Below are 21,131 nucleotides of genomic sequence, written 5' to 3'. Positions count from 1 at the left end.
CACCAGGCTGCTGGACGGATGGATCAGGGCATCGAGTTGCCGACGCCCCCATTGCCGGTGCCCTGGCCACTCATCGGGCCGGCACCCATGCCACCATTTCCCAGTCCGCCGAAGGTGCTGCCCATGCTGCTCATCGGGTTGTAGCGGCCCACATTGCCCAGCAGCTCCCGCAGAACAGAAATATGCGTGCCCGGTGTCGGTGTAGCTCCGCCTGCCATGGAGACACGGATGGCATCATGCCTGTCCAGCACGTTCATCTTGCGGAGAACGCCAGCATTGTCGAAATTCAGGACCAGGACCTGCTGCTTGTCCACAACCGGATGAGCCAGCGGCACGAGGTCCTTCGTCATGGAAATGTAGATCCATGTATTGTCATTGAAGGTTGCATGGGCTGTCGGAGAGCCCAGTATGCTCAGGGCATCATTCTGGGTGCTGGAGTTGAGGACCAGCTGGTCATAATCCAGTTTCTCGATCAGCGCCCCGCGCGGGATGGGCGGCGGGCTGATGGCCTCACAGCCGCTGAGCATCAGCACCCCACCGGCCAGAAGGCCTGTCCAGCAACGGCGTCGCAGTGCCATGAAGCGGGCCAGACGGGGGAAGGGGGAGCTCTTGTCCGGGGTGGAGGCAGTAGAGAAGCTGGTCATGAAGGGCAAACTGTCCTGATGATATGCGGGCAAGCCATACGTGCTCTTTCCGGTGCCTCAGAGAGGGCAGCATGTCAATCTTTTTCGTGGATTGTCGGGCTGTGGCTGTCCGGCAGCAGTTTAGGCTTGACTTCATGGCGTCAGCCCCTTCTGAAAGAGGCACCCTGGTAAATTATCGTGAGGTCATGATGTCATCTGGAGGCAGAGCAGACGCCGGAACACAGCCAGAAGAAAGGATTGCGCCAGAGTTCTCGCGCCGCATTCCACTGGCAAAGACGGGCCGCCCTCTTGAAGAGCATGTGGAGGCCAATGCTGAGGAGAGGGAAGGTCTGCGGAAGCGCTTTGGTCTTCTGTCTTTGAAGGAGCTGTCCTGCACTTTTGCGCTGAGGCGGGGGGCGGAGAATATCGTACTGGCGGAAGGTCATATCCGGGCGGAGGTGGAGCAGGCCTGCATCATCACGGGTGAACCGGTGAAAGAGGTGATCGACGAGCCGTTCAGTCTACGTTTCGTCCCGGTTTCCGAGATGCCTGATGAAGAGGATATCGATATTGAGGCTCTGCTTCAGGAAGATGCCGATGATGTTCCTTATGATGGCCGCATGATTGATCTGGGCGAGGCTGCGGCAGAACAGCTGGCCCTCTGCCTGACTCCTTATCCGCGGCGGGCAGGAGCAGGGCTGGAGCAGTTCGTGGAGGTCACACCGTCTGATGATGAGCTGGATGCACGGCCCGGCGCAGCCCGGGAAAATCCTTTTGACGTGCTGAAAAAACTCAGGAAGGAGCCGTGAAGGAGTGGTAATCTTTCCGCCTTTCTGGTAAAGGCGGGGAGTAAGGAGCGATGCCGTAGTGGCATTGATGCTTGCAGAGAGATGCTCTCTCTGCTAGAGCCCCACGCCTGAGCACCGTGGCTTATGGCGGTGGTGAAGACCTAATGAGATTTCTCTGGCTTGAGGCCGCGCCGTGCGGTAGCAGAAGCCGGATACGCAACCCAGTGAGAGGCAGATACCCATGGCCGTCCCTAAGAGAAAGACTACGCCGTCCCGTCGTGGCATGCGTCGCAGCCATCAGGCTCTTCGTGTTGAGGCGCATGCTGAATGCGCCAACTGTGGCGAGATGAAGCGCCCGCATCATGTGTGCAGCCATTGTGGCCATTATGATGGCCGTGAGGTTGTCAGTGCAGAGGGCCGTGCGCTGAAGACAGCCGTTCGCGCCTGATTGCCCGTATCCTGAGGGATACTGCCGCCCCGGGCTTCCGGTCCGGGGTTGCATTTTCGTGCATCCTGCCTGAGCAGGAAAAACAAGGAATTTCTGGGGGCTGCACTCATGACGGAGGCGTCTGGCGTCAGAGCTGAGGGTGGAGTCGAAAAGCAGGCTGCACAATCCCCGGCTCCTTTTACTCTGGCCGTTGATGCCATGGGGGGAGATAACGCCCCCGAGATCGTTCTTGCGGGACTGGAGATGACGGCCATCCGTCACCCGGACATCCGGATTCTTCTCATAGGTGATGAGAAGGTCCTGAACGCATCACTCGCAAATTATCCCAAACTTTCTGGAATCTGCACCGTGCGCCATGCGCCGGAAAGCATTCCCATGGAGATGAAACCCACTGCGGCGCTTCGCGTGCGGGGATCCTCCATGCGGGTCGCCATGGAGGCTGTTGCCTCTGGTGAGGCTCGTGGCGTCGTGTCCGCCGGGAACAGTGGTGCGATGCTTGCATTGGCAAAGATCATCGTAAAAGCCCTGCCCGGTATTTCTCGCCCGGCCATGGCGGCTGTCCAGCCATCCGCCCGTGGTGATGTCGTCATGCTCGATCTGGGTGCGAATATCGTATGCGATGCCCGCAATCTGGTCGAATTCGCCATCATGGGGGAGGCCTTCGCACAGGCGGCCCTGTCCCTCAAGGCGCCCAGCATCGGGCTGCTCAATGTTGGTTCGGAAGAGCTGAAGGGCGATGAACGCCTGAAGCAGGCTGCCGAGCGCCTTCGGGACAGTGTGTTGTCTGACCGTTTCCACGGTTTTGTGGAGGGGCATGACATTACCGCCGGTGTGACCGATGTTGTCGTGACGGATGGTTTTACGGGCAATGTGGCACTGAAGACTGGTGAAGGGGCGCTGAAGCTGGCTTTCGGGTTGCTCAGGAGCGTGTTCATGAGTAGCTGGTTGACCCGGATCGGCTACCTTCTGGTCCGCCCCGGTCTGCGCCGCATGAAGGAATGGATCGATCCCAGCCGCTATAATGGCGCCGTTTTTGTGGGGCTGAATGGCATCGTGGTGAAGTCACATGGTGGGGCAGATGCCGAGGGTTTCGCCTCTGCGGTGGATGTTGCCGTGGATGCGGTGGAAAACAGGCTGAATGACAAGATCCGCCATCGTCTGGATCAGCTCGGCATGTTGGGGCAGTCTGGAGAAAGCAGAGAGCAGGAGTGACGTCTTCCATGGCGCAGGATAAACAGGTCCGGGGAGCGGCAGCGGGTGCCCGTCTGACAGGTGTCGGCAGTGCCCTTCCGCAGCGTGCTTTCAGCAATGAGGAGCTGGCTGCCGAATTCAGACTTGATACGTCGGATGAGTGGATCAGGACCAGGACCGGAATCCGTCAGCGGCATATTGTGTCTGGCGATGAATCCGCCGTATCCCTTGCGCATCTGGCAGCCCAGCGGGCGCTGGAACATGCTGGCAGAACAGCAGATGATGTGGATGCCGTCATCGTGGCAACATCAACGCCGGATCAGGTATTCCCTTCCGTTGCCGTACGTGTTCAGGCGGCTCTGGGCATGGAACGTGGTTTCGGGTTTGACGTCAGCGCAGCCTGCTCTGGTTTCGTGTATGCGTTGACAGTGGCTGATTCTATGATCCGCTCCGGTCAGGTCAGGCGTGCCATGGTGATCGGTGTGGAGGTATTTTCCCGTCTTCTGGACTGGGAAGACCGTTCCACCTGTGTGCTGTTCGGGGATGGCGCTGGTGCGGTCCTGCTCGAGGCAGGCGCAGGTGAGGGAGAGGGTATCCTGTCCACGCATCTTCACGCAGATGGCCGTCTTGGTGATCTGCTCTATGTTGATGGTGCCGTTGGCTGCGCGTCTGGCAAGGTGGCGTTGAAAATGCATGGGCGGGAGGTGTTCCGTCATGCTGTCGTCAACCTTGCTGCTGCTGTTGATGAAGCGCTGGAGACAAACGGTCTCAAGGGCACGGACATCCAGTGGCTGGTGCCGCATCAGGCGAATCTGCGGATCATTGATGGCATGGCCAAGAAGCTTGCCCTGCCGTCGGATCGCGTCGTGGTGACGGTAGACAGGCACGCCAACACGTCGGCGGCATCAATCCCTCTTGCTCTGGATGAAGCGGTCCGGGATGGGCGGATCAGGCAGGGCGATCTGGTCCTCATGGAGGCCCTTGGTGGTGGCCTTACATGGGGGTCTGCTCTGGTGAGAATGTAAGGCCTTTCCAGGCGGAATCAGCGCTTCTGAAACTCCCCTGATTTATATGCAGGGGAGTTCGTTTTTTCAGTGTGCTAATCAGATGGCTCGTGATACCTTTTCCCATTATGGAGACAATTGCACGCGCTGATCTGATAGAGCTCCTCCAGGAGGAGCATGGCTTTTCCCGGCAGCAGGCTACCCTGTTTCTGGAGAAAATGTTTGAGCTGTTCATCCAGACTCTTGAGCAGGGCAAGTCGCTGAAGATCAGCGGCTTCGGTACGTTCGCTGTACGGGATAAAGCAACCCGTCTGGGGCGGAATCCCCTGACAGGGAAAGAGGCCATCATCTCGGCCCGGCGTGTGCCGTTCTTCCGGCCATCCCGTCTTCTGCGGGACAGCGTCAATGGCAGACCATCAGCTCAGGATGCCCATCAATGATGTCCACTGATTCATCTCAGCCTCAGCATGGGGGCTTGAGGACAGCCATCAGCGTTGCAGGGGAGCTGGGGCTGCCTCTGTACCGTCTGCATTCATGGGAAAGTCTTTATCCTGTTTTCAGGGTAAAGCAGGGTGAAGACGGGCAGAGTTATTACGATGAGCAGGCTGTCACGGTCGTGCGCAATATCGCCCGGCTCCTTTATCAGGATGGTGCCAGAAGCCATGAGATTGTTCCATTGCTGAAGCGTGAGGGGATCATCAGTGATGGCACGCCGCTTTCCGTCTCGGGCGGGGCGGAGACAGCTGGTCACGGCGAAACCTCTTCACCTGACCAGCTGAAGGAGTTGCAGAAGGAAAACAGAACGCTCAGCGATCGTCTTGAGGAGTTTGGTCAGATTGCGCTGTCCCTCAAGACGCTGGAAGATGAGAATGCTTCCCTGAAGGAAGCGCTGGAGCAGTCCCGGTCTGCCCCGCAGCCTCAGAAGGACGCAAAGGGTGGTTATGTTGCAGAGCTGGAAGAAGAGAATCTGGCTTTGCAGGAAACGGTTGAGCGTCTGACGGCGGAGATGGGCACGTATCAGCAGGCGGTTGCCGATGGGAAGGAGCAGCGGCTCCAGCTGGAGACGCTGCGATCAGAGCTTGCCGGGTTGCGGGCGGAGCGTGACAGGGCGTCGGCCCTGCATGAGGAGCTTGAGGCCGTACGGGCGGACATCAGGCGTCTTGAAACCGAGAACGGGGCGCTGCGTGCGGCTGGGCAGAAGCAGCGTGAAACGGAAGCCACTCAGGGACGTGTTCTGGAAGAGCGTAACGCCGAGTTGCAGAAAACTGTTGATCGCCTGATGGCTGAAGCCAGAGAGCATCAGAAAGAGGCAGAATCCCGGAAGGAACGTTTGAGCCAGCTGGAAGGGCTGCGGGTCAAGCTGGCCGACATGCAGGTCGAACATGGGCGGATACAGACCCTGAGCAGGGAGCTGGAAGAAGCCCGTGCTGAGGCAGAACGGTGCCGGGGGCTGGAAGCTGAAATCGAGACACTGCACAGGGCTGCCATGGAGCAGCAGACAGCGGGTCAGGCCAGACAGCAGGAACTGGAAAAGCAGGCTGTGTCTCTGCGGGAAACTGTTGATCGGCTGAAAGCTGACGCCAGAAAACAGGTGCTGGCAGAAGAAGCCAGACGGAATGAGGTGCAGGCTCTTCAGGGGCAGTTGAAAACCCTGCAGGCAGAGCATGAGCAGGTGCAGACCTTGCAGTCGGAAGGCGCTGCCCAGCAGAAACAGCTTGCCAGTCGTCTGGAGGCTGTAGGGGCAGAGCGGCAGGAGCTTGTGCGGAAGCTGGAACAGTCTGTTCTGATCATGCAGTCCCTTGAGGATGAAAATGTCCGTCTCAAGCGTTCCCTGAAAGAGAGTGAGGAAAAATTGGCAGCACAGGCTGTCATCGTTGGCAGGGTGGAGCATCTTGAAGCGGAAAATGGCGAGCTGAAGCAGGCGCAGGCCGGGTTTGCCGGTGAGCGTGAACGCCATGCCGAGGCAGTGGAACGTATCCGTACCCTTGAGGGGGAAGGCGTTGTCCTGCAACAGAAGCTGACAGCCCAGGATATGGAAAACCGTCTCCAGGTCCGGCGGAAGGATGAGCTGGACAGGCTGCTGCATGATCTTCTCGGCGAGCTGGCCGAGATGAAAAAAACCCTTACCCTCTGAAAAAATATTAAAAAAAAGCCCCGGGCCATTGCAGGAATGGGCCGGGGCTGCTAGAGCTTCCTCACCGCAGGACGACGGGCAGTAGCGCAGTCTGGTAGCGCATCAGTCTGGGGGACTGGGGGTCGTGGGTTCGAATCCCGCCTGCCCGACCATCTCCTGCGGTTCACTCCCTCACAATATGTCCCGTACGCTGGCCAGAAACCTTGTTGCTGGTCCAGAGTGTCCAGAGCAGGTGCAGGGCTGCCATGATGGCTGGTCCGATGAACAGGCCCATCAGCTGCCATGTTTCCGCACCGCCCAGAATACCCATCAACACCCAGAGGAATGGGACTTTCGTGCTGCCGCCTATCAAGACAGGGCGAATGAAGTGGTCTGCCACGAACAGCACGACGGCACCAATCAGCCAGACGATGGCGGCAGCCAGCATGCTACCCTTGAAGGCGATCAGCAGGCATACGCCTGTCACGGCGATCCAGCCGAGCAGAGGGACCATGGCCGCAATGGCTGTCGCCAGCCCGAAGATGAGCGGCTGTGGGGCCCCGGCAACCACGTAGCACACGCCCATGATGGCCCCTTCACCCAGCCCGACCAGAACCAGGCCGGAAACCGTGCCATGAATGGAAGCAACAATCTGTCGTGCAAGGCTTTCTCCCTGCGCTCCGAAGAGACGCTGCGAGCCGATCATGCATTTCCGGATGATGCTGTCGCCATCTTTCAGCAGGAAGAAAAGTGTCAGCATGGAGAAGCCGAACAGGATTCCCCGGTGCAGGACTTCCGAACCGAACTGTTTGCCCACGGCCATGCCATGTCCCAGATTCAGGGAATGGAACAAATCGTTCAGGGCATCAGGATTGCTGAGATGCTCGGTCCAGAGGGCGGTGGCCGGTCCGGAAGCCACTGGCAGGTGGTCCAGCCAGGCGGGGGCCGGCAGCCCCTGATGGCGGATCGTATCAAGCCACAGGAAAGCCGAATGGATTTCGTCAGCCGTCTTGATGCTGATGAAGGAAACAGGGACGAGGAAGATCAGCGCCAGTACACCGGTAAAGAGCAGGGGAAGCCATATCGTGTGGCCGAACCGCCTTGTCGAGCGTTTGTATAGCGGCCAGAGGGCAATGGCGAAGATGCCGCCCCAGAGGAGAGCTGGCAGCATGTGTCTGAGTGTCCAGAGGGCTGCCAGCACGAAAAACAGTGCCAGAAAACCACGGGCCCGTTTCTGTAGGGTCTTGGAGGGCGGAGAGAGCCGCAGCGGTTGGGTGGTTCTGTGGTGTGGATGGGTCATGGTGCGTGGTGTCTCGGTCAGCGTGCCAGAATGGAATGAAGCAGCCACATCAGTGGGCTGGTCTGGAAAGGGTGGTCATGTGGGGTCACCCGTGTAAAGTTTCTGCCAGAATCAGACTATCCTGCTTATCGAACATCCCAAGTCGAAGGAAAAGGTCCAGAAGGACAAGATTAACGTTAAATTTGAAATCGTCTGTGTCCCGGACCAGCTGGAAGACGTTTCCGACAGGCATGAGATGGAAGGATTCCACTTCACCATCATTGGCCTGGGGAACGAAATCTTCCGGGAGCATGAGATCGTAACAGTAAAGCCGGTCGCGTCGCAGCCCCTCCGGACGTGTCATGGCGTAATGGAGCGTGCTGGCGTGGCGGGCGTGGCGGGCAAGGGCGGTGGGGATGGAGGCTTCTTCTCCGGCTTCCTTGACGAGTGTTTCCTCTGGGGTGAGGCCGCTGCTCATCCCGCCGGCAACCAGATGGTCGAGTTTGCCTGGGTCCAGCCGTTTCTGTGGGCTGCGGCGGGCAACCCAGAGGTGCAGCCCCGTTTTTTTCTGGACAAGGCCATTCATGTGGACACCAGAAGCTTCTACACCAAAAACCGGGATCAGAGCCCGGTCAATCTGCCCGATGATTGTTCCATCAGGTGAGCGGACATCAAACCATTCATGGAAGGGCACATAGCGTTCCTGCTCGGCCAGCATGTGGCTTATCTGGGACAGCCCCTGTCCATCGGGCAGGGTGATGTGCCCGTCCCCTATTTCCAGCAGGCCCATCTCGGCAGGAGCGGCCAGCCAGCCAAGGCAGGCAGGGTCGACCAGACCGATGGACAGGCCGTCATGCAGCAGGGGGATGCGCCCCGCCGGGAGGGTGACATTGCGGCACCGCTCAATATGGCGGAGAAAGGGAGCGGCAGCGGAGGACAGCATGGGTTCTCTCTGATGTTCATTCATGATGGCACGGAGGACGGACAGCAGCGGAGAGCCTGCCTGTCTCTGGGGCATCATTCAATTGGCAAAGGCTGGCAGGATGGGAAGGACCGTGTAAAAGCTCCTCCGGCAACAATGCCAGACATGGCAGCAGATCATCTATCAGGTTTTTATGACATCAACAAAGATCGGACACCTGCCTTTGCGGGCTTTCTGGCGGCTGGTTCGCCCGGCTTCCCTGAGGAGCTGGTTTCTGCGCTTCTTCTGTTCCTGTGTTCTGCTGGTCGTAGAGAGTGTGACGGCCGTTGCCACACCCTGGCTGTTCAGCGACATGGTGGCCCGGCTTTCGGGGAAGGAAGCGGTCATGGCGGCGGTCATGGCCCTGCTGGCGTCCTATACGGTCCTGCGCATGGCAGGTGCTCTGGCCGGGCCGTTGCGCAGCCTGCTCATGGTGCCGGTGAGGACGGCCCTGCGGGAGCGGATCAGCCTGCTGGGGCTGGAGCATGTCCATCAGCTGGGGGCCCGGTTCCATCAGCAGCGGCAGACAGGTGCGCTGACCCGTATCATCGATCGTGGCGCTGATGCTGCCAGCATGATCGTTGACATGACCTTCTCCAACGTCATGCCGAACCTTCTGGGGCTGGCCCTGACTTTTCTGGTCGTCTTGCGCGTTTTTGATGGCTGGTACCTGGTGCTGCTGTGTGCCACGCTGATCCTCTATTCCGCTGTTTCTTTCCTGTTTACCCGCTGGCGGATGCAGGCCAGACGGGAGCGCAATCAGGCGAACAACCATGCACATCGGCATCTGGTGGACAGTCTGCTCAATGCGGACATTGTCCGCATGTTCGGCAATGCCGCCCATGAATGCAGACGGCAGGAGGGGGCCTGGCAGGCGCTGCGCACGGCCGAGGCCCGTTTGCAGGGGCTTGTTGGAGGTTCCCAGGCCATTCGCAACAGTCTGATTGCCCTCGCCACGGCTGTATTGCTGGGGATGGCCATACGGGATATTCATGCGCATCGACTCGGTGTTGCACAATTCGTGTTGATGGGCACGTATCTCCGGAGTGTTTATGCCTCGGTCGGGGCGTTGAATTATGTTGGTGCAGGCTGGCGCAATGCCCGTGTCGACATGGAAGCCTATCTGGAGCTGATGGGGCTGATACCAGAGATACAGTCTCCGCCAGCGCCTGTCCCCCTGCCTGCCGGACAGGCACATGGCGTGACGCTGGACATGCAGCATGTTTCTTTCGGATATGACCCGGAGCGGCTGATCCTGCGTCATGTCAGTTTCACGCTGGCGGCAGGGAAAATGCTCGCCATTGTCGGGCGGAGCGGGTCCGGAAAGTCCACAGTGGCGAAGCTCGTCAGCCGGCTGTATGACCCGCTGGAAGGAACCGTGCGAATGGAAGGTGTGCCACTTTCGGCACTGTCGCTTGATGCCCTGCGGGGGCAGATCGGCGTGGTGGCGCAGGAGACCTCACTCTTCAATGCCACGATTGCCGAGAATATTGCTTACGGGCGGGCAGGGGCCAGCATGGTGGAGGTCAGGCAGGCAGCCGAGGCGGCCCAGCTTGGTCCTTTTGTGGACAGTCTGCCGGACGGGTTCGATACACTGGTCGGTGAGCGGGGGGTGCGGCTGTCGGGCGGGGAGAGGCAGAGAATGGCGATTGCCCGTGTCATCCTGCGCAATCCCCGTCTGCTTGTGCTGGATGAAGCCACCAGTGCCCTGGACAGTCGGACGGAAGAGGCCATCCAGAAAGAGCTGGAGAGCCTTTCCTCTGGCAGGACAACGCTCGTGATCGCCCATCGTCTCTCCACGATACAGAGGGCAGACCATATCCTTGTGATGGAGAACGGAGAGGTGGCGGAAGAGGGAACCCATCGCCAGCTGTTGGAAAAAGGTGGCATTTATGCAGGAATGTGGAGATTGCAGGCAAGAAGGGGTTCCGTTGAAAGTCATTCGGATGTAGAGGGGTAGCGGGCTGCTTCTGTCGGTATGAAAGGCAGGAAAGACTTGACGTATCAGCGTCAGTAAGTCATAAGCCCGCCTTATTTACGGAACATGCAGGTCTGCCTTGCGGCCCTGCGTATCACAGTATCGAGGAAGTTCTATGTCTCGCCGTTGCCATGTCACGGGCAAAGGGGTACTGACGGGCAATAACGTCAGCCACGCCAACAACAAGTCCCGTCGCCGTTTCCTGCCGAACCTTCAGGAAGCCACGCTCCTGTCCGATATTCTCGAGGCTCCGGTGCGTATGCGCCTTTCCGCCAAGGGGATCCGTACGGTCGAGCATAATGGCGGGCTTGATTCCTTCCTGCTGGGCACACCGAACCGGAAACTGACGCCAGAAGCTCTGGTCATCAAGCGTCGCATCCTGCGTGTGCAGGAGCGCAAGGCTGCCCAGTCAGCTGCCTGATCAGGCAGCTGAAGCCCGTTCTCTCCGCAGGACGGGCGGCTGTTCCGGGGTGGCTCTGCCGGGGTAGTCTGTTTTTCTGGTATTCATACAGGGCCTGATGAGGGTGCCCCGGCGCAGGCGGTGGCACCTTTCCTTGCATTTTGGAGGTTTCCCGTGACCGACGACAGCGTTCAGGGCGCGAAGTCCGCTCTCTCAAAGATTCGCAACATCGGTATTACCGCTCACATTGATGCCGGTAAGACGACAACAACAGAGCGTATGCTCTATTACACCGGTATGTCCCATCGTATCGGTGAAGTGCATGACGGGAACACCACAACCGACTACATGGAGCAGGAGCGTGAGCGCGGCATCACCATCACGTCTGCTGCCGTGACCTGCGAGTGGGACGGCCACCGCATCAACATCATCGACACCCCGGGCCATATCGACTTCAACATCGAGGTGAACCGTTCCCTCCGTGTGCTCGATGGCGCCATCTTCGTGATTGAAGGTGTGGCTGGCGTGCAGCCGCAGTCCGAGACCAACTGGCGTCTGGCTGACCGCTACAACGTGCCCCGCATCATCTTCATCAACAAGCTGGACCGTACCGGTGCCGACTTCGACTACGCCTTCAGCACACTGAAGGAGAAGCTGGACATCGTGGCCATTCCGCTTCAGCTGCCGATCGGCTCTGAAGAGAACATGGTCGGTGTGGTGGACCTGGTGGAAATGCGTGCCATCGTCTGGGAAGGCGGTGAGCTGGGCGCCAAGTTCCACTATGAAGAGATTCCGGCCGACATGAAGGAGCGTGCCGAGGAAGCCCGCCAGAACCTGCTCGATACCGCCCTGAGCGTCGATACCGCCGCCATGGAAGAGTATTTCGAGAAGGGTGAGGTGGATGTCGCAACCCTGAAACGCTGCATCAAGAAGGGCACCATCGCTGGTGAGTTCCGTCCTGTGCTGTGCGGTACGGCCTTCAAGAACAAGGGTGTGCAGCCGCTTCTGGATGCCGTGGTTGATTATCTGCCAGCACCGGACGAAGTCGAGGGCATCCGTATTGCTCCGCCGGAAGACAAGGAAGTTGACGAGAGCTTCCTGCCGATCATCCCGGTGGACCCGGAAGGTAAATTTGCTGGTCTGGCCTTCAAGATCATCTCCGACAAGTACGGTACACTAACCTTCGTCCGTGTCTATCGTGGCGTGCTGAACACGGGTGACACCGTATTGAATACCACCAAGGGCACGAAGGAACGCGTTGGCCGCATGTTCCAGATGCACGCTGACAAGCGTCAGGAAGTGAAGTCTGTTGGTGCTGGTGATATTGCTGCCTTCGTTGGTCTGAAAGACACCGTGACAGGTGACACGCTGGCCGATGCAGCTGATCCGGTCATTCTGGAGCGCATGCAGTTCCCGGTTCCGGTGATCGACATTTCTGTCGAGCCGAAGACCAAGGACGCCGTCGAGAAGATGACGCTGGCTCTCCAGAAGCTGACAGCCGAAGATCCGTCCCTGCATCTGCGGACAGACCAGGAAACGGGTCAGACCATTCTTTCCGGTATGGGTGAGCTGCATCTGGACATCATCGTGGACCGTCTGCGCCGTGAATATGGCGTTGATGCCAACATCGGTGCCCCGCAGGTTGCTTATCGTGAGACGATTACCCAGTCTCACACCGAGACCTACACCCACAAGAAGCAGTCCGGTGGTTCCGGTCAGTTCGCTGAGGTGAAGATCACCTTCGAGCCGCTGACGGAGAAGGGTGCCGAGGAGATTCTGTTCGAGAACAAGATCGTCGGTGGTGCCGTGCCGAAGGAATATATCCCGGCTGTCGAAAAGGGCGTGCGCATGCAGTCCACGACGGGTGTGCTGGCTGGCTTCGATACGGTGGGCTTCAAGTTCACTCTGGAAGACGGTAAGTACCACGACGTTGACTCTTCGGCCCTGGCCTTCGAAATCGCTGCCAAGGCCTGCTTCCGTGAAGGTATGAAGAAGGCCGGTCCGGTCATTCTGGAGCCGATCATGGATGTGGAGATCACCACGCCGAACGATCACGTCGGTGACGTGGTGGGTGACCTCAACCGTCGTCGTGGTATCATCCAGAACCAGGAGACCTCGGGTTCCACGGTTCTGATCCGCTCCCAGGTGCCGCTGAAGGAAATGTTCGGGTACATTTCCCATCTGCGTTCTGCCACGAAGGGCCGTGCGTCCTTCACCATGCAGTTCCACCACTACGAGCCGGTGCCTCGTAACGTGCAGGATGAGATCATCGCAGAGCGTAGCTGATACGTTCCCTGCTGACTGTTCTGTGAGGGAGGCCCTCCGCCAGCGTGCTGGCGGGGGGTTTTCTTTTTGCGTCTGCTTGACAGGTATTATGGGATCGTGTTTTTGAGAGGGAACGGTGATGGATTGCCACCGGGTTCCTTGTGGGCCGAACCGCCACCCGGTTGCCGGGGAAGGCTGATGATTCCTGCCAACAGAATCCCTCGCAGTGATCGGTGAGGGTGCGTTAGGGGGAATTTGTCATGTTGTTTTTCCAGAAAAGCGTTTCTTTTTTGTCCCGTCTGTTTCAGTGGTTCTGTGTACTGGTACCGCTGGCAGTTGTGGTGGGCAGTTTTTGCGCTCTTTTCCTCTGGATGCTGGAATGGGTGACGCAATACCGGTTTGACCATCCTGACATTCTCTATGGATTGCCTGTCGCCGGTGTGGCCGTGGCCCTGTCCTATTACTGGTGGGGCGGTCGTGCAGGAGGCGGTAATAATCTCATCCTTGATGAAATCCACAAACCTTCGGAAGGGGTACCGCTGCGCATGGCCCCGCTTGTGTTCATCGGGACAGTGGTCAGTCACCTTTTTGGGGCATCCGTGGGGCGTGAAGGCACTGCCGTGCAGATGGGTGGAAGTCTGGCCAGCAGTTTTGCCCGACTGTTCCGGCTGGACAGCCGCAACACGAGCATTCTGCTGACAGCTGGTGTAGCCTCCGGCCTTGGCGCCGTGTATGGCACGCCCATCACGGGGGCGGTCTTTGGCCTGGAAGTCCTGACCCTTGGTACGTTGGATTATTCTGCCCTGCTGCCTGTGGCTGTTACGTCCATCATTGCGGACTGGACATGCCATCAATGGGGGATACATCATGCGGTCTATTCCGTTACATTCAGGGGATTGGCAGCCCCAGGGCAGACGCCTTTCCATGTTGATGCCCTGCTGTGGGTAAAGGTTGCTGTGGCGGCTGTGGCTTTCGGGTTTGCCAGCCGTGCCTTTGCAGAGGGTGTGTACAGGCTTGGTCCGGTCATCAAGAAAATCTGTCCGACACCCTGGTTGCAGCCAGCCATTGGCGGTGTCGTGACCATTCTGCTGGTCTGGCTGCTGGGAACACGGGATTATCTGGGCCTTGGTGTCGTGGCACCGGAGGCGGGCGGAGCGTCCATCGTCAACTTTTTCAGCACGACCCATTATGAGTGGAGCTGGCTGCTGAAGCTGGTTTTCACAGTCCTGGCTCTTGCCACAGGCTACAAGGGAGGAGAGGTTACGCCTCTATTCTTTGTAGGAGCTGGACTGGGAAATGCCCTTGCACCGGTGCTCGGTGTGCCTGGTGATCTTCTGGCCGGTGTGGGGATGGTGGCCGTGTTCGGTGGAGCCGTCAATACGCCTCTGGCCTGTACGGTCATGGGGGTGGAGCTGTTTGGTGGGACGAACATTGTCTATTACGCCACGGGCTGTTTCATCGCCTATCTCTGCTCAGGGCATACGGGGATTTACCTGTCCCAGAAAGTGGGGGTGCCCAAAATATGGCGACCTGATTTTGTCCCTGGTATAGCGCTGCGCCGTACGAGGGAAGGTATCTGGACAGAAGACTGAACGTCTCCAGAATGGATGGAGAGGAACGTGGGAAGAGTGTGGATCATCTCCGTTTTGCAAGTCTGTGAGGATAGAAAAAGGGCCTCTTTCCACTGGGAAAGAGGCCCTTTTTCATGGTCGTGTTTCGCCTGATGGAGGAATGTCAGCCGAAGCAGTGATTGGCGTGCATGATGGCCACGCCGACCTCCCGGAGCAGGTCGAAGGCGTTTTGCAGTGGCTGGAATATCTCCCGATGCTCACGGGCAAAGCCCTGTGCCACAGCAGCGCCACCCGGTTCACCGAAATCGAGATCGGCAATGCTGGGGGCCGTGATGGGGAAGAGGTCATCCAGCAGGCGGAGAGCCCGTGGCACATCAAGACACAGGATGAGTGTCGTGATGGCTTCCCGTGTCAGAGTACCACGGGGACCGAAATAGGGGATGTGTGTTCCCAGGGTCCAGATGCGGTCCATCAGAGCAAAGCGGATGACGTGCAGGAGCTTTTCATCCACATCCATGCGAGGGGCTTCAGGCCATGCAGAGCGCAGGGCGATATCTTCCCTCTGGATGCGCCGGAACAGGGCCGGGACGCTCTTCCAGAATTCCAGCTCCTCAAGGTCACGGGCAATGTTGAGGAAATGGACCCGATCATCAGCATTGTCGCAGTCCGCAGCCCGGTTCAGCCATGTACCGGGGTCCAGCTGATGGATGGTGGCCCGGAGGACATCAAGGTCTGAATGGTTCAGAGCCTGGGAGGCAAAATCCATAAGCTGGCGGAAGCGGGGCGAGCTGTGACGCAACCGTTCAAACTGCTCTGTATGGCGGCGGGCAGCACTGCCGAGACCATGCAGGACATTGGCCCACCAGCCCAGCTGCTGGAGAATGGCATTGTTGGGGATGGCCCGGATCTGGCTTGGATGGGTTATGCGTGTTACCCGTGCTGTATCGGACTGACGTGCAGAGGGGCGGGAGCCGGTCTTGTCCACCAGCGCAGGGCCGAAGGCGCTGAGGAGGGCGGTATAGCCCGGGTCGTTCACCAGGTCACCCATCTTCAGGGCGATGGTGGAGAAGAAGTCCATGGCGAAATCGGGTTTGCTGAAAAGTGGATCATTCAGCTTGTCAGCCGCAATGGGCTCGCCCTGGGCTGCCACGAATTCAGCCAGTGTTGCAATGGTGGAGGCCGCCAGCCTGTCCGTACCGAAGGCGAGGTAGCCGTCCCCTCCCTGAAACGCAGCTTCAACCCGGCTTGTAATGCCCGCCTTGTGCAGCGCCTGCCTTGTGTTGGCCGGAGAGAAATATTCCAGACGCTCTTTCAGGCTGAAAGGATGGGCACCGCGGCCAATGCTTTCACCATGGGTATCGAACATGGTCAGGGCGATGTCTTCCAGCCCATGTTCTTTCATCAGCTCCAGTGTCCGCAGGCGCAGGCGTTCCACCATGGGGCCGGCCGCCAGCTGGCCGACATAACGCCCGGAATCCGAATAACCGAACTGGAGGGACAGGCGCCCATTGGCCCGGAGATAGGCCCGCCAGTGTGGTGAGCGGAAGGCTTCCTCCAGAATCTCGGCACCGTTCTCCAGAGCCGTTTCCGTTTCGAAGAGTGGGGAAATCTCGATCTGGTCATCACGGATGCCAAAGAGCCGGGCCAGCCACAGCGTGGCCAGCAGGGTGTAGCCGCTTTCCGTCTCGGCAATCAGGAAGCGGATGGGGGAACCGGAATCCACATGTTTGAGGATTTGCGCCATCGTCATCATCAGGCGTGAGGCGGCACTGGGCTCTACCAGCAGGGCCCCGAAATCGATGGCCAGCGGCTTGAGGTCATCCATGGCGGCATCAATATGGGAGAGAAGCGCCCGACGATGGAAAGGCAGGGTCGGATCATCTGTCAGGCCCAGCCTTGTACGGGCCACGTTGTAAATCTGGGCTGCATTGAGGCGGGTATGGATGTGGGACAGTCCAAGCCCGTGATTGAGGAACCCCGTGCGCATGACATCCAGCCGATGGGCTTTTTCACCATCCAGCCGGGCTGCCTCCTCACGGAAGAGAGGGCGTAGCTCATCAGCATTGAGCAGGGCCGTTTCCCGCAGGTCGATGAGGACATGGGCGAAGCGGGCGATGTCTTCCGGTTTCATGGTCTGGCCGGGGACAGAGCGGGGGCAGATGTCACGCTGCTTTTGCGTGGCGGCAAGGGCTTCGGCCACACGCCGGCTCAGCACACCTTCTTTCAGCCCGATCTGTTCCAGTCCTTCAAGCAGACGTTCCAGCTGGGCAATCTTGAGGCCAAGACGGATGCGGATGGTATCCCACCAGCCAATGTCATTGCGGCCATCCGTATCGAACCCGACCCAGCTGGCCAGCCGGACAGGGGCAGGGGTCAGCTCGTTGGCTTCAGGCCAGCGGCGACGGGCTGTCTGGAGGATCTCCATGGTAAGGCTGTCCAGCGCATCCCGCCCACGGGTGATGGCAGCCAAGGCAAGAGACTGTTCTTCATCCAGTGTTGGAGGCGCACTGCGGCGATGCGTCGGCAGGGTGGGAACAGGGCAGGACGGATCCTCCGCCCGGCGGGCCAGAAGTTCGTACACATCATTGGCCAGAGCGAAGGTGGGATGAGCGGTGAAGACAGCAGCAAAACCGGTGACGGAGAGGTCATCCGGTGTCCGTGCCTGTGCGACAAGCTGCTCGGCGACCTTGCGCAGCCGGGGCTCCGGCGGGCATTCGGCTCCGTCATGCTCCAGCCCCACATACCGGCGCAGGGCGTCGGCCCGGGTCATGAAGTTGCGGTCCCGTAACAGACGTACGGTCTGACCGATTGCTTCCAGACCATTTTCCGTACCTGCCTTTTTCGCAAGGGAAATGATCAGGTTGGAAAAATCATGCGGAGAGTATGTCAGCGCAGTGGTGCAGGATTCAATCAGTTCAGCAGGCGATGCGTCAGTCTGGGAGGCGCAATCTGGCATGGGGAACAGTCTCGCTTGTCTTGGTCTCATATGGGCCGGGAACGGTGTGGCTCCATCGCCGGCGTGATCGTTCCTGTATAGGCTCAATTGTGATAAAGCGCCAAGTCTTGTTAATAAGAAGTGCTTTCTGTTCGGCCTGCCTGAAGTTGGCAGGAGGGCGGCAACCAACGGTCATGCAGGAGGGCAGTCCATCGTCATGTTTCTTCCGGTGAGGAAAAACGGGGCCTCTCTCTGGGCAGGCCTGTTGCTGGTGGGGACGTCCGTGCTGGCTGTCATCAGCCGTCTGAGCGTCTGGCAGAAGCTGTTTGGCCCCTCACTCTGGCTGGAAATGCTGCGGGCTGGCAGCCAGGCGGGTGTCGTGGGGGGGCTTGCAGACTGGTTTGCCGTTACGGCCCTGTTCCGGCATCCTCTTGGGCTTCCCATACCGCATACGGCCATCCTGCCACAGAGAAAGGCCCAGCTGGGGGATGCGCTGGGCCGTTTCATGGCTGAGCATTTCCTGACAGAAGAAGAAATGCTGCGCCTGCTGGAAGGTGCCGATCTGCCAGCGGCCTTGGCCCGTCTTCTTCAGAAAAAGGAGACGGAAGAGGTTCTGCTGCGTCACCTTCGTGGTCTGGCCCCGGCGGTGCTGGAGCGCATCGGGGATGGGCGGGGAGGCTCTTTTCTGGTCACCCTCTTTCCGACCCTAATGAAAAGGGATGACGTTACGGCACTTGTCATCCGTGCCCTGAGAGCCATGGTGGATGAGGATATCCATCAGGAAGTCTTTTCTTTCTTTCTGGCGCAGTTCAAGGAGTTGGTCAGCACGAAGGAGGATGACCTGCACCGGTTTGTGGAGAGGCGGGTGCGTGAGCAGGGGGGGCGGCTGGTTGGCTGGGCCATCGGAGCCTCGGTGGCCACGCAGGTGCTGACAGCCCTGAAGGCGGAGCTGGGCCGGGTGGACCCCATGGATTCCGATATCCGGCATGGGTTTACACGCTGGGTAAAACGGAAAATCCAGGATCTGGACGATGACCCGGAGAGCGCCCGTCAGCTCATGGGCAGCATCACGTCTTTTTTCGCACACGAGAGTGTGAAGGAATGGGGTGGCGGTTTGTGGCGGCGGCTCTGCCTGATGGTGGAGGAAGATAGTCGGCGGGATGATGGGTTGAGTACGCAGGCACTGCGGACTGCCTACCAGCAGCTGACGGGGACGCTCCTGCAAAGGACAGACCTGGCCAGCCAGCTGGACAGGGCGGTCCGGCAGGCTATCGTGAAATCCCTGCCGCAGATGCGGAAGAATGTAGCGGGGATGATTGCCCGTGTTATCGGACGCTGGGATGCCAGGAGCCTGTCAGCCCGGCTGGAGGCTGGTATCGGGAAAGATCTGGCCTATATTCGTGTCAATGGCACTGTCGTCGGCTTTGTGATAGGTGCCGTGCTGGAGGGGCTGCTTGTCTGTCTTGTTCCGTGATTGGGTATTTTTTAACAAAATATGAAAAACGCTTTATCCTGGCGGCACATAAGGCTTGACCATCGGGAAAATATGGGTCACTCCCTTGAATGGGGACCTGTTGGGTCTTAAATAGAGAATCATTGATATAGGATGTAGGTTTTTCATTGTGCTGAGACTGTCCAAACTGGCTGATTATGCGACCGTTGTTCTCGTGCGTCTTGGTGTGCGTGGTGATCTGGCCACGGCAGCGTCTTTGGCGCAGGAGACGGGGGTGCCAGAGCCAACAGTTGCCAAACTGTTGAAAGGGCTGGCAGCAGGTGGGCTGGTTGTCTCTTTCCGTGGTGCCCGGGGCGGCTATCGCTTGGCCGAGGAGCTGGCCGACATCTCCGTGGCCCGGGTCATCAGCGTGGTGGATGGTCCCATCTGCGTGACAGCCTGCTGTGATGGCAAGGAATGTGCACATGGTGAGACCTGCGGTCTGTCTGGGCAGTGGGATATGGTCAATGCAGCGGTCCGGCAGGCCTTGGAGACCATCACTCTGGCCGATATGGCCAACCCCGATCTGAAATTCGATCCGTCCTCTGCCACATCGGTGGAAGCGACAATGCATAGGCCTGAGGAACAGGGAGAATGTCATGCCGGCTGTGTCAGAAACCCGTGAAGCGGTCGAGAAACTGGCAAAGTCCAATTACGAATGGGGCTTTGAGACCAATGTGGAGATGGACCTCGCCCCGAAGGGGCTGAATGAGGACATCGTCCGGCTGATTTCTGCCCGCAAGAAAGAGCCGCAGTGGATGCTGGACTGGCGGCTGAAGGCCTTCCGTGCCTGGCAGGACATGAGCGAACCGGACTGGGCGAAGATCAAGCATCCGCCGATCGACTATCAGGACGCCCATTACTTCGCCCAGCCGAAGAAGAAATCAGGCCCGAAGAGCCTTGATGAGGTCGATCCCGAACTGCTCAGGACATATGAGAAGCTCGGCATCCCCCTGCATGAGCAGGAAATGCTGGCCGGCGTGGAAGGGGCAGGGCAGAAGACACCCGTTGCTGTTGATGCGGTGTTTGACAGCGTGTCCGTGGCCACGACCTTCCGCAAGACCCTGGCCGAGGCCGGGGTGATTTTCTGCCCGATTTCCGAAGCCATCATCGAGCATCCCGAGCTGGTGAAGAAATACCTGGGCACGGTCGTGCCAGTGGCGGACAATTTCTTCTCGGCCCTGAACTCGGCCGTCTTTACCGATGGTTCCTTCGTGTACGTGCCCAAGGGGGTGCGTTGCCCGATGGAGCTGTCCACCTATTTCCGCATCAATGCCCGCAATACGGGGCAGTTTGAGCGGACGCTGATCATTGCCGAGGACCAGGCCACTGTTTCCTATCTGGAAGGCTGCACGGCCCCGCAGCGTGATGAGAACCAGCTTCATGCCGCCGTGGTCGAGCTGGTGGCGATGGAAGATGCCTTCATCAAATATTCCACGGTGCAGAACTGGTACCCGGGGGATGAGAACGGCAAGGGCGGCATCTACAACTTCGTGACCAAGCGGGGCATCTGCAAAGGTGATCGTGCCCGCATCTCATGGACACAGGTCGAAACCGGTTCTGCCATCACGTGGAAGTATCCGTCCTGCATTCTGGCGGGGAAGGGTTCTGTTGGTGAGTTCTATTCCGTTGCGGTGACGAATGGACATCAGCAGGCCGATACGGGTACGAAGATGATCCATCTCGCCCCGGATACACGGTCCACCATCGTGGCGAAGACCATATCCGCCGGACAGTCGGACAGCACCTATCGTGGGCTTGTCCGGATGCAGCCCAAGGCTCGCAACGGTCGGAACTTCACGCAGTGTGACAGCCTGCTGATCGGTGACCAGTGCGGTGCCCATACGGTGCCTTACATCGAGAGCCGCAACATGAGTGCGCGCATCGAGCATGAGGCGACGACATCCAAGATTTCCGAGGACCAGCTCTTCTACTGCCGGTCCCGTGGTTTTTCAGAAGAAGAAGCCGTTGGCCTGATCGTGAACGGTTTCTGCCGGGAAGTCCTCAAGGAACTTCCGATGGAATTTGCTGTGGAAGCACAGAAGCTGCTTCAGATCAGCCTGGAAGGGAGCGTTGGTTGAGC

Annotated in this window: 17 protein-coding genes, 1 tRNA gene and 1 riboswitch; of the genes, 14 read left to right on the top strand and 4 right to left on the bottom strand. The window is 58.9% G+C overall.

The window, feature by feature from the left end:
- Window positions 1–23: 23 nt before the first annotated feature.
- On the bottom strand, window positions 24–644 hold the full coding sequence (locus DTJ15_RS04995) for an outer membrane protein assembly factor BamE (protein ID WP_373364574.1): 621 nt from the start codon (window positions 642–644) through the stop codon (window positions 24–26).
- A gap of 71 nt (window positions 645–715) precedes the next feature.
- Between DTJ15_RS04995 and DTJ15_RS04990 the strand changes: the two genes are divergently transcribed.
- From DTJ15_RS04990 to DTJ15_RS04960, 7 genes are all read left to right on the top strand, one after another.
- Window positions 716–1,432, top strand: coding sequence for a DUF177 domain-containing protein (locus DTJ15_RS04990; protein WP_249109551.1), 717 nt, complete (start codon window positions 716–718; stop codon window positions 1,430–1,432).
- A 220-nt stretch (window positions 1,433–1,652) separates the two neighbouring features.
- A complete protein-coding gene (rpmF, locus tag DTJ15_RS04985) occupies window positions 1,653–1,859 on the top strand; it encodes a 50S ribosomal protein L32 (protein ID WP_043559883.1) in 207 nt (68 codons plus the stop codon).
- Between the two features lie 108 nt (window positions 1,860–1,967).
- Window positions 1,968–3,071: a phosphate acyltransferase PlsX gene (plsX, locus tag DTJ15_RS04980; RefSeq protein ID WP_081563495.1), complete on the top strand. Its 1,104-nt coding sequence runs from the start codon at window positions 1,968–1,970 to the stop codon at window positions 3,069–3,071.
- Between the two features lie 8 nt (window positions 3,072–3,079).
- Window positions 3,080–4,075 (top strand): beta-ketoacyl-ACP synthase III, encoded by a 996-nt coding sequence (locus DTJ15_RS04975; protein ID WP_086431530.1) that lies wholly within the window; start codon window positions 3,080–3,082, stop codon window positions 4,073–4,075.
- A 107-nt stretch (window positions 4,076–4,182) separates the two neighbouring features.
- The gene (locus tag DTJ15_RS04970; protein WP_043561110.1) at window positions 4,183–4,494 is read left to right on the top strand and encodes an integration host factor subunit alpha; all 312 of its coding nucleotides are present in this window, start codon (window positions 4,183–4,185) and stop codon (window positions 4,492–4,494) included.
- Entirely contained in the window at window positions 4,491–6,188 is a 1,698-nt protein-coding gene (locus DTJ15_RS04965) for a MerR family transcriptional regulator (protein ID WP_249109550.1), read from the top strand. Before DTJ15_RS04970 ends, DTJ15_RS04965 begins: the two co-directional genes overlap by 4 nt.
- Window positions 6,189–6,263: 75 nt before the next feature.
- Window positions 6,264–6,340 (top strand) — tRNA-Pro (locus tag DTJ15_RS04960).
- An 11-nt stretch (window positions 6,341–6,351) separates the two neighbouring features.
- On the opposite strand, the gene DTJ15_RS04955 is transcribed toward DTJ15_RS04960, so the two are convergent.
- Window positions 6,352–7,467: an AI-2E family transporter gene (locus DTJ15_RS04955; protein ID WP_283162674.1), complete on the bottom strand. Its 1,116-nt coding sequence runs from the start codon at window positions 7,465–7,467 to the stop codon at window positions 6,352–6,354.
- Window positions 7,468–7,552: 85 nt separating this feature from the next.
- Window positions 7,553–8,389 carry an NUDIX domain-containing protein gene (locus tag DTJ15_RS04950; RefSeq protein WP_249109548.1) on the bottom strand — a complete coding sequence of 279 codons (837 nt, stop codon included), beginning with the start codon at window positions 8,387–8,389 and terminating at the stop codon, window positions 7,553–7,555.
- Window positions 8,390–8,561: 172 nt separating this feature from the next.
- Here DTJ15_RS04950 and DTJ15_RS04945 point away from each other — a divergent pair, with 172 nt between their 5' ends.
- The 4 genes from DTJ15_RS04945 to DTJ15_RS04930 all read left to right on the top strand — a co-directional run bounded on the left by DTJ15_RS04945 (window position 8,562) and on the right by DTJ15_RS04930 (window position 14,642).
- Entirely contained in the window at window positions 8,562–10,367 is a 1,806-nt protein-coding gene (locus DTJ15_RS04945) for an ABC transporter ATP-binding protein/permease (RefSeq protein ID WP_249109547.1), read from the top strand.
- A gap of 133 nt (window positions 10,368–10,500) precedes the next feature.
- Window positions 10,501–10,806: a 50S ribosomal protein L28 gene (rpmB, locus tag DTJ15_RS04940; RefSeq protein WP_043559888.1), complete on the top strand. Its 306-nt coding sequence runs from the start codon at window positions 10,501–10,503 to the stop codon at window positions 10,804–10,806.
- 153 nt (window positions 10,807–10,959) lie between these two features.
- Window positions 10,960–13,071: an elongation factor G gene (gene fusA / locus DTJ15_RS04935; protein ID WP_043559890.1), complete on the top strand. Its 2,112-nt coding sequence runs from the start codon at window positions 10,960–10,962 to the stop codon at window positions 13,069–13,071.
- 105 nt (window positions 13,072–13,176) lie between these two features.
- Window positions 13,177–13,265: riboswitch (Fluoride riboswitch) on the top strand.
- Window positions 13,266–13,310: 45 nt separating this feature from the next.
- Entirely contained in the window at window positions 13,311–14,642 is a 1,332-nt protein-coding gene (locus DTJ15_RS04930) for a voltage-gated chloride channel family protein (protein WP_408902168.1), read from the top strand.
- 142 nt (window positions 14,643–14,784) lie between these two features.
- On the opposite strand, the gene DTJ15_RS04925 is transcribed toward DTJ15_RS04930, so the two are convergent.
- A complete protein-coding gene (locus tag DTJ15_RS04925; RefSeq protein ID WP_249109545.1) occupies window positions 14,785–17,577 on the bottom strand; it encodes a phosphoenolpyruvate carboxylase in 2,793 nt (930 codons plus the stop codon).
- Window positions 17,578–17,773: 196 nt separating this feature from the next.
- Here DTJ15_RS04925 and DTJ15_RS04920 point away from each other — a divergent pair, with 196 nt between their 5' ends.
- The 3 genes from DTJ15_RS04920 (at window position 17,774) to sufB (ending at window position 21,129) form a co-directional block, all read left to right on the top strand.
- A complete protein-coding gene (locus DTJ15_RS04920) occupies window positions 17,774–19,030 on the top strand; it encodes a DUF445 domain-containing protein (RefSeq protein WP_249109544.1) in 1,257 nt (418 codons plus the stop codon).
- A 148-nt stretch (window positions 19,031–19,178) separates the two neighbouring features.
- Window positions 19,179–19,673 (top strand): SUF system Fe-S cluster assembly regulator, encoded by a 495-nt coding sequence (locus DTJ15_RS04915; protein ID WP_081563234.1) that lies wholly within the window; start codon window positions 19,179–19,181, stop codon window positions 19,671–19,673.
- Window positions 19,648–21,129, top strand: a complete 1,482-nt coding sequence (sufB, locus tag DTJ15_RS04910; RefSeq protein ID WP_086441718.1) for a Fe-S cluster assembly protein SufB — start codon at window positions 19,648–19,650, stop codon at window positions 21,127–21,129. Before DTJ15_RS04915 ends, sufB begins: the two co-directional genes overlap by 26 nt.
- Window positions 21,130–21,131 lie beyond the last annotated feature (2 nt).

It is taken from the genome of Parasaccharibacter sp. TMW 2.1891 (assembly GCF_023337675.1).
In the GTDB taxonomy this organism is placed as follows: Bacteria; Pseudomonadota; Alphaproteobacteria; order Acetobacterales; family Acetobacteraceae; genus Bombella; species Bombella apis.
Note: the sequence above shows the minus strand (reverse complement) of the source record. Positions and strands in the feature narration are given on the sequence as shown.